The organism is Edaphobacter sp., assembly GCF_028283685.1.
In the GTDB taxonomy this organism is placed as follows: domain Bacteria; phylum Acidobacteriota; class Terriglobia; order Terriglobales; family Acidobacteriaceae; genus Edaphobacter.
Genome location: NZ_JAPWKF010000006.1, coordinates 21,219 through 32,981, shown reverse-complemented (window position 1 = coordinate 32,981; position 11,763 = coordinate 21,219). Strand labels below are relative to the sequence as shown.

At 63.0% G+C, this 11,763-nt stretch carries 13 protein-coding genes; 4 read left to right on the top strand and 9 right to left on the bottom strand.

Annotation, left to right across the window (positions count from 1 at the left end):
• Positions 1-16: 16 nt before the first annotated feature.
• Together PW789_RS08800 and thrS are read right to left on the bottom strand one after the other, a co-directional pair.
• Positions 17-253, bottom strand: coding sequence for a hypothetical protein (locus PW789_RS08800; RefSeq protein ID WP_299374537.1), 237 nt, complete (start codon positions 251-253; stop codon positions 17-19).
• Between the two features lie 196 nt (positions 254-449).
• A complete protein-coding gene (thrS, locus tag PW789_RS08795; RefSeq protein WP_299374534.1) occupies positions 450-2,486 on the bottom strand; it encodes a threonine--tRNA ligase in 2,037 nt (678 codons plus the stop codon).
• Between the two features lie 205 nt (positions 2,487-2,691).
• Here thrS and PW789_RS08790 point away from each other — a divergent pair, with 205 nt between their 5' ends.
• Entirely contained in the window at positions 2,692-2,940 is a 249-nt protein-coding gene (locus PW789_RS08790; protein ID WP_299374531.1) for a hypothetical protein, read from the top strand.
• A gap of 118 nt (positions 2,941-3,058) precedes the next feature.
• On the opposite strand, the gene bla is transcribed toward PW789_RS08790, so the two are convergent.
• Positions 3,059-3,949, bottom strand: a complete 891-nt coding sequence (gene bla, locus PW789_RS08785; RefSeq protein ID WP_299374527.1) for a subclass B3 metallo-beta-lactamase — start codon at positions 3,947-3,949, stop codon at positions 3,059-3,061.
• Positions 3,950-4,094: 145 nt separating this feature from the next.
• Positions 4,095-4,952 carry an SDR family oxidoreductase gene (locus tag PW789_RS08780; RefSeq protein WP_299374524.1) on the bottom strand — a complete coding sequence of 286 codons (858 nt, stop codon included), beginning with the start codon at positions 4,950-4,952 and terminating at the stop codon, positions 4,095-4,097.
• Between the two features lie 99 nt (positions 4,953-5,051).
• Between PW789_RS08780 and PW789_RS08775 the strand changes: the two genes are divergently transcribed.
• Positions 5,052-5,462 carry a helix-turn-helix domain-containing protein gene (locus PW789_RS08775; RefSeq protein WP_299374521.1) on the top strand — a complete coding sequence of 137 codons (411 nt, stop codon included), beginning with the start codon at positions 5,052-5,054 and terminating at the stop codon, positions 5,460-5,462.
• Positions 5,463-5,472: 10 nt separating this feature from the next.
• Here the strand turns inward: PW789_RS08775 and PW789_RS08770 are convergent, their stop codons facing one another.
• Positions 5,473-6,105 (bottom strand): TetR/AcrR family transcriptional regulator, encoded by a 633-nt coding sequence (locus PW789_RS08770; RefSeq protein WP_299374518.1) that lies wholly within the window; start codon positions 6,103-6,105, stop codon positions 5,473-5,475.
• Between the two features lie 41 nt (positions 6,106-6,146).
• Here PW789_RS08770 and PW789_RS08765 point away from each other — a divergent pair, with 41 nt between their 5' ends.
• Entirely contained in the window at positions 6,147-7,040 is an 894-nt protein-coding gene (locus tag PW789_RS08765; protein WP_299374515.1) for an aldo/keto reductase family oxidoreductase, read from the top strand.
• A gap of 45 nt (positions 7,041-7,085) precedes the next feature.
• Here PW789_RS08765 and PW789_RS08760 read toward each other — a convergent pair whose 3' ends face one another.
• A complete protein-coding gene (locus PW789_RS08760; protein WP_299374512.1) occupies positions 7,086-8,612 on the bottom strand; it encodes a hypothetical protein in 1,527 nt (508 codons plus the stop codon).
• Between the two features lie 294 nt (positions 8,613-8,906).
• Here PW789_RS08760 and PW789_RS08755 point away from each other — a divergent pair, with 294 nt between their 5' ends.
• Complete coding sequence (locus PW789_RS08755; protein ID WP_299374507.1) at positions 8,907-9,197, top strand: hypothetical protein; 291 nt, start codon at positions 8,907-8,909, stop codon at positions 9,195-9,197.
• Between the two features lie 136 nt (positions 9,198-9,333).
• On the opposite strand, the gene PW789_RS08750 is transcribed toward PW789_RS08755, so the two are convergent.
• The 3 genes from PW789_RS08750 to PW789_RS08740 all read right to left on the bottom strand — a co-directional run bounded on the left by PW789_RS08750 (position 9,334) and on the right by PW789_RS08740 (position 11,603).
• Entirely contained in the window at positions 9,334-10,146 is an 813-nt protein-coding gene (locus PW789_RS08750) for an AAA family ATPase (protein ID WP_299374504.1), read from the bottom strand.
• Positions 10,122-10,595 carry an AAA family ATPase gene (locus PW789_RS08745; protein WP_299374501.1) on the bottom strand — a complete coding sequence of 158 codons (474 nt, stop codon included), beginning with the start codon at positions 10,593-10,595 and terminating at the stop codon, positions 10,122-10,124. Before PW789_RS08745 ends, PW789_RS08750 begins: the two co-directional genes overlap by 25 nt.
• Before the next feature lie 219 nt (positions 10,596-10,814).
• Positions 10,815-11,603 carry a hypothetical protein gene (locus PW789_RS08740; RefSeq protein ID WP_299374498.1) on the bottom strand — a complete coding sequence of 263 codons (789 nt, stop codon included), beginning with the start codon at positions 11,601-11,603 and terminating at the stop codon, positions 10,815-10,817.
• Between the last annotated feature and the right edge of the window lie 160 nt (positions 11,604-11,763).

Sequence of the window (11,763 nt, the reverse complement as noted above, 5' to 3'; positions counted from 1 at the left end):
CGGCGTTCATTTTTTCTTATGAGCAGGAGAAGCATTTTCTATCCAACCTCTCCGGGTCTTTTTCTTCTGCTGCCTTTTGCTTTAAAAGCCCTGCCTTCATCGACCAAGGGCCATAACCATCAGCTTCCACATGCTCGCGCACGGCAATCGTCACATCCTGATGCCATGGCACCTTCCAGTTGGCACCGTCTTGCTTATCGAACAGAATGCCGCGAACAGGAAAGGCCTCGTCACCAAGGATGGAACAAATCATTTTTTTTTCGATAGCGGAGGCTGTGCGAGCTCTCTCATCTCCGGCATAGCAAGAAGATTACGGCGCCCACCGCGTAAGGCATTCGCATCCGGCACCGCACCCAACAGATCGATATACCGCTGAACAGCTTCATCGCCAAGGACGCCCTCGACATGGAGTATCCCTCAACGTGAAGCTGTTCAGTCCAGCTCATTCTCTACAGACCCACGCCGCGCGAGGCCACCAGTGCCTTCGCCCGTTCCACGAACGCCGTCAGCGCCACTGAGCCTTCGTCGCCCTTGCCGCGCGTCCGCACGCTCACCGCTTCTGAAGCAGCTTCCTTGTCGCCCATGATGAGCACAAACGGAATCTTCTGCACGGCGAAGTCGCGAATCTTCGCCTTCATCGGATCGTTTCTCTCGTCCAGCTCCACGCGTAGTCCTGCGGCCTCCAGCTTTGCCTTCACCGCACGCGCGTAGTCCAGATGCTTGTCCGATGAGATCGGCACAAGGCCCACCTGCACCGGGGCCAGCCACATGGGAAACGCGCCCGCGTAGTGCTCGATCAGCACGCCGAAGAAGCGCTCCACGGAGCCGAACAGAGCGCGATGCACCATTACCGGGCGATGCTTCTCGCCGTCTTCGCCCGTGTACTCCAGCTCAAAGCGCTGCGGCAGGTTGAAGTCGAACTGCACCGTCGAAAGCTGCCACAACCGGCCCAGTACGTCGACCAGCTTGATGTCGATCTTCGGGCCGTAGAACGCGGCCTCGCCCGGAATCTCGCGATACGGTATGCCCTTGGCGTCGAGGACCTTCTTCAGCGAACCGACCGCCGTCTCCCAGTGCTCCGGCGAACCGACATAGCTCTTCTGATCCTTCGGGTCCCAGGTCGAAAGCTCCACCTTGAACTCCGCGAAGCCGAAGGCCTTCAGCACCTCGTCGGCAAACTCCACGCAGGCCGCGATCTCGCTCTCGATCTGCTCCGGCATGCAGAAGATGTGCGCATCGTCCTGCGTAAAGCCGCGCACACGCAGCAGGCCGTGCATCGTTCCGCTGCGCTCGTAGCGATACACGTTGCCCAGCTCCGCATAACGCTGCGGCAGGTCGCGATAGCTCTTCGGCGAATTTTTATAGATAAGGATGTGGCCGGGGCAGTTCATCGGCTTCAGCCGGTACTCCGCGTCATCCAGCTCCATCGGCGGATACATATTCTGCCCGTAGAAGCCCTCGTGGCCCGAGATCTTCCACAGCTCGCGCCGCATGATGTGCGGCGTGTAGACCATCTCGTAACCGCGACGGATACATTCATCGCGCATCCAGTCTTCCATCGTCTTGCGGATCAGGCCGCCCTTGGGATGCCAGAAGATCAGGCCAGCGCCAGCGACCTCCTGGATGGAGAACAGGTCCAGCTGCTTGCCCAGCACGCGATGATCGCGCGCCTTGATCTCCTCCAGCCGCTTGAAGTGCGCGTCGAGGTCCTTCGCATTGAAGAAGGCCGTGCCGTACACACGCTGCAGCTGCTGATTCTTCTCATCGCCCAGCCAGTACGCGCCAGCAACCGAGGTCACCTTGAAGGCCTTCACCCGGCCCGTCGAAGGCACATGCGGCCCGCGGCAGAAGTCGGTAAAGCCCCCGTTCTTGTACAGCGAGATCTCATCGCCCGGCTTGGTGAAGCGCTCGATGAAGTGAACCTTCATGAACTCGCCCTGCGCCGAGTAGTCGCTCAGACCCTTCTCTCGCGACTCCTCCTCGCGGACAAACTTCTCGTCCCGCGCCACCACCTCGGCCATCTTCGCTTCGATGGCGGCAAGGTCGGTCTCGGAGAACGGCGTCTCGCGGTAGACATCGTAAAAGAAGCCCTGGTCCGTCGCCGGGCCGTGGCCCAGCTTGGTCTCCGGAAACAGCTCCAGGATCGCCGTCGCCATCACGTGCGCCGCAGAGTGACGCACCACCTTCAGCGCCGCCTCGTCCGACTCCTTCAGCAGCTCCAGCGCGACATCCTCGGTCAGAGGGGCTGAGAGATCCACCACCCGCTCACCTGTCTCCTGCCCGCCGTACATCGCCGCCTCGGAGTTCTCCTCCTCCCCGGCGTCCGTCGTTGCCGTCACCGGCGTCAGGGGCTTGATACGGGCCACTACCACGGCCGCGGCCAGGCGCGGCGAGATGCTCATTGCAATGTCGTACGGGGTCGTTCCGGGAGCGACCTCGCGAATCGAACCATCAGGAAGCTGAATTTTGATCTGCTGTTCACTCATAAGGCGTATCTATCCAGCATATTTGCTTTGCGTGCCTCATACCAACTCAACCGTTATACTTAGCATCAGACTAAAAGCCGTGATCTTCCCACGGTAGAACACGACGCCGGGAGCCATGGTGCTCCAGAGGTGTCAACCTCCCCAATCGTCCCGATCCAGATTCCCCCCGCACCAGCCAAGCTGCTGCACTTTCAAGGAGATCCCCATGCAGGCTTTATGCGCTCCAACTGAGAACTCTGCCGACGTCAAATGCCCCATCTGCTCCAAGGGCTTCCGCCTCTTCTGGGAGCGCACGAGCAAGCCCGACCAGCTCGCCGCCCTCCCCGAGATTCTCAAGCACCTCCGCGCCCATCACGACGAGGGCACTGAGCATCCCGAGACCGCCTTCAATGTTCCCAGCTGGTCCGGCAATCCTGAGTTCTCCGGTGCGGCCCTGCTCGGCGGCGCCTACTAGGCCACGTTTTTCCGACATCGCGTGCAGGGTCCGGGTGGTACTGGAGTTCTGCCGCGTCAAGAAGCCACGCGCCTCGCGCGTGGCTTCTGCACTTAACGCCCTACACCTTGAGCAGTGCTCACTCAGCAGCAGCTTTCTGTTTGGCTAAGGCCTTCGCGAACGTCTCCTGAGCCTGAGCGACAAACGCCTGGTAGCCAGCCGGGTCGATAAAAACTCCAGGGCCTGCCTGCGGATAGCGCTTCAGCTTGGCCAGCATGTCGAAGTACACGCCATGCGCCCCCAGAAAGATGTCACAGGGCAAAGCCTGCAGCTCCGAGAAGGTATGCTGAAAATCCTGCACGATGCCCGGATAGCTTACGGGATGGCCGGGCGTGGCGACGAAGTGGTACTCCGACCAGAAGCCCACCCCACCGACGATGACGATGTTCCGCATCGTTCCCGCCGGCTCCCCCGGAAGATGAGATCGCATCGTCCATGTGGTGCATCCGCGCGTATGGCCGGCAGTTTTGTGGGCGATCAGCGTCACATTCCCCAGGCTTACCGCCTCCCCATCATGCAGAATGCGATCCACCGGCACAGGAGCGTATCGGTCGATATTGGGGGAGGGCGACAGGAAGTCCGTGCGTGCGCCGGTCTCCATCACACTCGCATCGCCGTCCATCACCATGTTCCCGGCATGGGTCTCGCGCACGATCTCCGCGGCCCCGGCGACGTGATCGAAGTGCGCCTGGCTGTTGAGCAGGATTTTGGTGTCGCTCCAACGAAAGCCCAGCTTCTCCACACTCGCCCGAATCAGCTTCGGTGAGCTGGCGAGATTCGCATTGATGAGGATGTTTCCTTTGGGCGTTACGACGAGGTAGCTGGCCAGATCCTCGCTGCCCACGTAGTACAGGTTGTCCGCTATGCGGAACGGTGCAATCGGCGTCGTCCACGCAGGGTTGGCTTCGGCAACGAGGGCCTTGGGGCAGCAGCACAACAGCAGGAGCAGGGAAGAGAGGATCGCGCGCATCCTGTTTTTGTAGCAGAGAGAAAGACCCGCATCGGGCCAATGTGACGAAGCGCCATTGCGCTTCAAGATGCCCCCGGACCAGGTCCAAAATGCTCGCCGGGAACCCACCTCTCGCCCCTGAGACGTGGGCACCCAGCGACAACACCTACCCCTTCAGCGCCTCCTGCACCGCCGTCGCCAACGACTCCGTCGGTCTGCCCAGCAGACGGCTCAGCTCGTGACCGCTGTCGTCCAGCTCGCCCCTGGCCACGCCCGCGTCGCTGTCGGCCAGCAGCTTTGCCAGCGGCACCGGCAGACCGAACTGCTGCAACGCCTTCTCATACTCCGCCACAGGCATGTCGTTGTAGACAACAGGCTTGCCGCTCTGTCGCGAGACCTCCGCCGCAATGTCAGCAACCGTGTACGGAGCATCGCCCGCCAGCTCGTAGACCGGCTTGACCGCCGACGCCTCCGTCAGCACCTTCACCGCAGCAGCGGCATAGTCGCGGCGCATCGCCCCGGCGATCCGGCCATCCTTCGACGCGCCCAGGATCGCTCCATGCTCGAGCGCCGGTCCCAGCGCCTCCGTGTGGTTCTCCATGTACCAGCCGTTGCGCAGAAACACATACGGCAGCCCCGACGCCTTGATGTATTCCTCGGTCGCGCGATGCGCCGCCGCCAGCCCCAGACCCGACGTATCCGCCCGCAGCACACTGGTGTAGACCAGCAGCTTCACCCCTGCGGCCTTCGCCGCGTCCACCGCCGCCTTGTGCTGCACCACGCGATCGCTGAACAGCTCATTCGACGAGACCAGCAGCACCTTCTCCGCCCCGGCGAATGCCGTCAGCAGCGTCTCCGGCTTCGCATAGTCGCCCTCGCGCACCGTCACACCCTTCGCCGCCAGATCGGCAGCCTTCGACGGCGTACGTACCGCCGCCACAATCTCCTTCGCTGGAACCGCCTTCAGCAGCTGCTCCACCACCAACCGTCCCAGCTGCCCTGTCGCTCCTGTCACTACGATCATCGTCTCGTCTCCTTCGGCGGGAATGTCTCCCGCTACCAGCAACAGACTAGACCTATAACTTACTTTTAGTAAGTACGTACTTTAGGGTAAGCTTGTAACATGGCGCGGCGCACCCCCATCTCCAGCATCACCTCCAACGTCCACCCCATCACCGGGGACGTCTACCAGGGCACCTGCCCCACCCGCACCGTGCTCGACCACATCACCGCGCGCTGGAGCATGCTGATCCTGCGACTGCTGCTGGACCGCAAGCGCCGCTTCAGCGAGTTGCGCCGTCTCATCGGCGGCGTCAGCGAAAAGATGCTCGCCCAGTCCCTGCGCGCACTCGAGGAGGACGGCTTCGTCGAACGCACCGTCTTCCCCACCAAGCCGCCCAGCGTCGAGTACAGCCTCACTCCGCTCGGCAGCGAGATGGCTCCGCACGTCTATGCGCTTACCGCCTGGGTCGAGAACAACCTCGCCACCGTCCTCGCCCACCGCGAAGGCCGCAAAGCCCAGCGCGCCTCCTGAGACGCGGCCCCTACCCCACGCAGGCCCCGACATACGCCCGCGCCAGCACATCCAGCTCCGTTCGCATCGCCTGCATCATCTTCGGCGAGACGCGCCCCGACTCCAGCATCCTGCGGCTCACCCCGGCCAGCGCCGCCATCACGGTCGACGCCATCACCTCCGCGTCGATCCGCAGCGGATCGCTGGAGCTGGCAAACATCGCCGCCACAGCCTTCACCCCGCGCGTCATATTGCTACGCGCAATCTCCATGCCGCCCACATCGTCGTTCACAAAGTACAAGGCGCGCGACGTGGCCGCATGCTCCATCTTGACCCGTAGAAACTCCGTCACCAGGGCATCGGCCATCTCCGCCAGGGGTCTGCCTTTTGCCTGCTCGCAGACCTGCTCCACCGCGCCATACACGCGGTCCAGGTGCGCCTTCAGCACGTCCTGCAGCAACGAGCTTTTATTGGGGAAGTACTGATACAGCGTTCCCACCGAGACACCCGCCCGCGCCGCCACCCGCGTCGTCGTCAGCTGCTCCTTGCCCACGGCCAGCAAAACCTGAATCGCCGCCTCGCGGATCGCCTGCACGCTGGCCGTCGAACGTTCCTGAACCGGCGTCTTTCTTGGCTTTAGCTCCACCACTGTGGCCTTCGGCAAATGCGAACTCCTAACCTGAAGCTTTCTTCATCTAATCACGTATGAGCACACCAGCCAATCTCGCCGGAACCTTCACCTTCCCCGGAACCGATCTCACCGTCCATCGCATGGGCTACGGAGCCATGCAGCTGGCCGGGCCGCACGTCTTCGGCCCTCCCCGCGACCGCGACGAGGCCGTCGCCGTCCTGCGCGAGGCCATCGAAACCGGCATCGACCACATCGACACCAGCGACTTCTACGGCCCCCACGTCACCAACCAGATCATCAAGGAAGCGCTGCACCCCTATCGCGATAACCTCGTGATCGTCACCAAGCTCGGCGCACGCCGCGACGAGAAGGGCGCATGGCTGCCCGCGCAGTCGCGTCAGGAGCTGATCGACGGAGCCCACAGCAATCTGCGCAACCTCGGCCTCGACGCACTCGACATCGTCAACCTGCGCGCCTTCAACCCCGACGACATCTCGCGCCCCGGCGACTTCTCCATCGCCGAGCAGGTCTCCACGCTGGCTGAGCTCAAGCAGCAGGGCCTCATCCGCCACATCGGTCTGAGCAATGTATCGGCAAAGCAGTTGAAGGAGGCGCAGGCTATCGCCCCCATCGTCTGCATCCAGAACCTCTACAACGTCGCCCTGCGCGAAGACGACGCCTTCCTCGACCAGCTCACCGCTGAAGGCATCGCCTTCGTGCCCTTCTTCCCGCTGGGAGGCTTCACGCCGCTGCAATCGTCCACGCTGGACGACGTCGCGAAGAGCCTCAACGCAACGCCAATGCAGACCGCACTCGCGTGGCTGCTGCACCGCGCGCCCAACATGCTGCTGATCCCCGGCACCTCCTCGCGCGGCCACCTGCGCGAGAACATCGCCGCCGCCAGCATCAACCTGCCGGCCGAAAGCCTGAAGACCCTCGACGGCATCGCCGCCGAAGCCAGGGCCTAACGACAGACGGGCCTCGCCGAAGATCAAACCCGGCGGGGCCCCAACTCACCGCCCCAGCAGCAGCACCGGAAACACCGCTCGCAGATCTTCCGACTCCCGGCAGCGGTCGTACTGGTGCAGGGAGACCGCGTCCACCGCAACCCCTTTCGGCACACCTCTGCGCTGCAACGCATCTTTCACCACCAGCGCCCTCTGCTCCGCCAACTGCTTGTTCGTCAGCTCACGCCCCTTGCGGATCGCCGTGCAATCGGCCGAGCCCAGCAGCAGCAGACGCGCACTCTGCGGCGAACCCAGCTCTGCCGCCAGCTTCTCCACCGCATCCTCCTTCGCCGCCGGAATCTCCGAATGGAATGGCGCAAATCCGGGGATCGGCGTGAGCAGCTTGTACTCCACCTTGCCTTCAAGCGGGTGGTCCACCGGAGGCTGCGGCTGCACCGGACCGTCGGTCGGCTTGTTCTCCGGCCTCGGCATCCGCTGGTGATAGCACAGCACCAGACCCGTCCACAGCAGGATCGCCATCGACAGCACCACGTTCAGCGGCGACTCCACCAGCTTGCTCTTCCGCTTCGACCTTCCTTCATCCGCCTCGCCGTCATGCGGCATCAGCCGCTTCCAGCGATAGAGCGCAAACCAGACCAGCACCCCCGCGACCAGGACAAACGCGCCTAAGAACACCCAGCTCGCCACGCGATCGAAGTGCGACACGTGATCGGACTTCATCGCCGCCAGCGCCAGCCCCGCCGCCGCCAGCGGAGCCGTCGTCGCCGGATGCTCCTTCACCGCAAACGCCAGGAACACCACGCCCGCCGCAATCGCCAGCAGCAGCCATATATTCCATCCCGAAGAAGACGGCGCCTGCTCCCGGCCATCGAGATATCGCAGCACCGCAGCCTCCAGCTCCGGGCTCAGCCGCATCACGCTGCTGCTGTCGCCGTGCGACCCATCGAAGTCTCCGCCCCCTGAGTTATCGTTGCCGTGATCGCCGCCCTGCTTCGGCGCGGTCGTGCAGACACAGCAGCATCCGCCGTCGCCCTTGCCCCCGTCAACCGCCTTCGGCGCAAGCCTGCCCGAGACCACCAGCGTCCCCACCATCAGCAAAATCGGCAGACCGAGCTCCAGCGCCAGCCGCGCCGCGTGGTTCAGTTCCCGCTTCGGCTCATCCTTCTCCTTGCTCGAAGTCTTCCGCAGGTCTCCGAACAAGGACTGCGATGCCGCCCCCTCGCTCCGAGCCTCCACTGGTGCCGGTGCCAGCGCCTGCACCTCGACCGGCAATGTGGCGCCTGCATCCTCTGGCGGCGCAGAGGCAGGAACGGCCGCAGGCACTGACGGCTTCTCGATCGTGATCTTCTTCGCCGCCCTCCGCTCTCTCGCCAGCAAGGCCTCGCCCAGCAAGGCCAGCAGCTCGCGCTCCACCACTGCCACCACCGCAGCGGCAAGCAGAAGCCACGCCAGCACCAGCCCCGGCGTGACGCCGAGCACCGACAGCACCGCAGCCCCGGCCACCGTTACCAGTGCAAACGCCACCAGCCGCGACGACACATTCGCATCCACGCGTGCCTCGCCCTGTGCCATCTCTCACCTCCGCAGATCGAGATCAGACTCGAGATCAGATTGTCAGTTTGTGCAGGGGCCCGGACGATACGGTAGATCCAGCGACGGCGGCACGGCAACAGCGCCCGATTCGGGATGCGAACGGCAAAACCCTACGATAGAAAGATCCACACAATTTCGTTCGTCCGCGTGCGTGCATCGTTTCCCGTGCAAACGAGTATAACGACTCACCCCTCCGTGGTATTTCCATCCCCCGAAAAGGGCTCTACATTAGAAAAACCTTATCCAGACCCAAGATCAAGAGGGACCCACCCTATGCAAGTTCTCCTCAAGCACAGCGAAGAGAAGAAAGACATCGAGTGCGCCGTCTGTAAGCAGGGCTTCCTGGTTTACTGGGAGCGCTCCTGCCCCAACGAGCGCGAGACCATGCGCACTATCGTCCTCGGCGAGCTCGCACGGCACCATCACGACACCGACACCACCACCGCGCATCCGGCCATGCCCTTCAACATGCCCGACTGGTCCGGCGACCATCGATTCTCCGGCGCCGCCCTGCTCGGCGGTCTCTCCGGCCTTCGCCGCGAGATTCCCATACCCCGCGCATAAAGCTTCACTGGCGGCGTTCCAAGTCCCTCCCCTGCATCCGCAGCAAACAACCGCTTCGACCTCCTCCCCAAAGCAATGCCGCTTCATCACCCCGGCGCCTCGCAGCCACCACGGACGAGACGCCGGGCGTTCCTTCCTACCGCTCGGGCCACGCCCACTTCGGCGTGTTGAACAGCGTCGCCCCCTCCAGCTTCGTCTCGCCAAACTCCTTCACCAAATGAAGGTGCTCGCAGGCAGTCTCGGCCAGCATGGTATCGATCAGCGTCTGCGCATGCGAGACCACGATCACCTGCGTCTCCCGCGACGCTCTCGCAATCAGCCGACCCAGCGGAGCCAGCAACTCCGGATGCAGGCTCGTCTCCGGCTCGTTGAGCACCATCAGCGCCGGAAGCCTCGTCGTCAGCAGCGCCGCCATCCACAGCAGGTAGCGCAACGTGCCGTCCGAGAGCTCAGCGACGGACAGCGGACGCAGCAGGCCATGCTGCTCCAGCTGCACCTCGAACCGGCCTTCGCTGTCGCGCACCCACAGGCGACTTCCGGGGAAGGCGTCCTCCAGCACTGCGGCCAGCGCGCCATCCTGCCGCTGCTCGATGATCGTCTCCAGCGCCGCCGCCATGTTGCTGCCATCCGCATTCAACACTGGGCTGAAGGTACCGATCTGCGCCAGCCGCGCTGGAGACTCGGCGTCGCTGCGGAAGTGGTCGTAGAACCGCCAGCCGCGCATCCTCTCACGCACCGCGATCATCTCCGGCGCTCGCATCGGGTCCGCGACGCTCGCCAGCATACTGTCAGTATCGGCCAGGTGCTGCGTCAGCATCACCGGCTCCTCGTCTTTCAGCGTCGAGAGCCACACAAAGTTATTCCGCCGGTCCACCATCGCCGAGGCCTTGCGATACAGCGGCCCATGCCACACGCACTCACGCTTCACCCGCGGGTCCATGCCAAACATCGTCGTCGCGGGTGAGGATAACCGAGATCGATGCTGTACCCATAGTCGTCGCCGCCAAAGCCCAGCTTCAGACTGGCCGTGCTGCGCTTCGCCAGCCCCTCCACCGGGTGCACACCCTGCTTCACGCTGCGCGCAATCGTCTCCGGCCCGGCCCAGAAGGTCGAGCTTAGCCCACCCTCGCGCGCCAGCGATGCCACCACCGCGTTCTGCGCCACATCCGCCAGCAACCGCAGCGAACGATACACACTCGACTTGCCGCTGCCGTTGGCTCCGGTAATGATATTCAGCTGCCCCAGAGGCAGCACCAGCTCCCGCAGCGAGCGGTATCCGTGGATAGCGACGGTACGAATCATGGCTCCAGCATAACGGCGCATCCCATGCGAACGAACGACCGCCTGAAGCTTCACTGGCGGCGTTCCAAGTCCCTCCCCTGCATCCGCAGCAAACAACCCGCCTCGACCTTCTCCCCAAAGCGATGCCGCTCCTTCCCCGCCCCCCTCCCACCACCGACGGGAGGCGCCGGGCGTTCCTCTCGCTGTCCAGGTTGAGTCCGCTCCATCGTTTGTTAAACAGCATCGCGGCTCCATTTTTACTGGAGCCGCGACTCTCTGCTGATGCAACATCAGCCCCGCAGGCACTACGGATGCAGCGCCGAAGCGAGGACAGCCTTACTGCACATCGCTGACTTTGCCGTCGGTGAAGATCACCTTCATATCGGGATAGGTATAGATCTTCTTCGAGCCGAGATCGACGATCCGTTTGGGCGCGCCCATGTTCGCCGTCACCTGATCCGGTGTTTGTCCCAGCGCGACGGTCGGCGTACTGGCCTGCGGAGGGGCAGGCTCACCGGCCTGAGGAACAACCGCACCGCCGACGACCGTGCCCGTCGTCGTGGAGACGGCGCAATGCGGCTCGCACGAGCGGGCGACCACGCCGTTATCGCGTGCACGCACCTGATCGGCGGCATTCACCGACAGAACGGCCTCGATCATCTTGGAGGCATCATCCACGGACATCTGCGCCAGGGTGCCCTTCGGTTCCTTGAACGCAAGGGTCGTCGAATACCTCTTTGCGGTTTGATACTGGCTGCCATAATTGCCGGTAAAGGTCGCGAGAACCGCATCGGACGTCAGAATCGTCACCTTCAGAGAATCTTCTTTTCCCTGCGTGTCGTCGTTGATCTTGGTGATGTAGACCTTCTGGCCGGGCTGCAGGATCTGCAGGTTCGTGCTCTTGAGAAAGCCAAGGCCCTTGGAGCGCTGCTTCACCTGCCCGTCGACCACCGGATTTTCGAAGGTGATCATCGTGGGGTAGGGCTCTGCGTTGATCCCATCGGCCTCGATCGTCAACACCGTTCCGGGGTTGGCCGCTACGCCTTGCGAATTGATCTCCGTGAGACGGTACTTATGCTTGAGTCCTGTCACCAGGTTGTCCTGAGCAGAGGCGACAGCTGCCACGCTCACGCCAAAAATTAAGACAGAAAAAATTCCAACCGTGATTCTACGAACATAGGACTGGTGGACCATTATTTGACCGCTCCTAAAAGGGGATGACGAAGCCTACAGTTGCTTTCGCCTCACAAAAGATTGCAGTTTCAAGCTATGCTTCGTGATTTTC

Coding starts and splice junctions, on each gene's coding strand:
- PW789_RS08765 (WP_299374515.1), top strand. CDS start 6,147: ATGAGCACACCAGCCAATCTCGCCGGAACCTTCACCTTCCCCGGAACC.
- bla (WP_299374527.1), bottom strand. CDS start 3,949: ATGCGCGCGATCCTCTCTTCCCTGCTCCTGCTGTTGTGCTGCTGCCCC.
- thrS (WP_299374534.1), bottom strand. CDS start 2,486: ATGAGTGAACAGCAGATCAAAATTCAGCTTCCTGATGGTTCGATTCGC.
- PW789_RS08790 (WP_299374531.1), top strand. CDS start 2,692: ATGCAGGCTTTATGCGCTCCAACTGAGAACTCTGCCGACGTCAAATGC.
- PW789_RS08775 (WP_299374521.1), top strand. CDS start 5,052: ATGGCGCGGCGCACCCCCATCTCCAGCATCACCTCCAACGTCCACCCC.
- PW789_RS08760 (WP_299374512.1), bottom strand. CDS start 8,612: ATGGCACAGGGCGAGGCACGCGTGGATGCGAATGTGTCGTCGCGGCTG.
- PW789_RS08800 (WP_299374537.1), bottom strand. CDS start 253: ATGATTTGTTCCATCCTTGGTGACGAGGCCTTTCCTGTTCGCGGCATT.
- PW789_RS08750 (WP_299374504.1), bottom strand. CDS start 10,146: ATGTTTGGCATGGACCCGCGGGTGAAGCGTGAGTGCGTGTGGCATGGG.
- PW789_RS08755 (WP_299374507.1), top strand. CDS start 8,907: ATGCAAGTTCTCCTCAAGCACAGCGAAGAGAAGAAAGACATCGAGTGC.
- PW789_RS08780 (WP_299374524.1), bottom strand. CDS start 4,952: ATGATCGTAGTGACAGGAGCGACAGGGCAGCTGGGACGGTTGGTGGTG.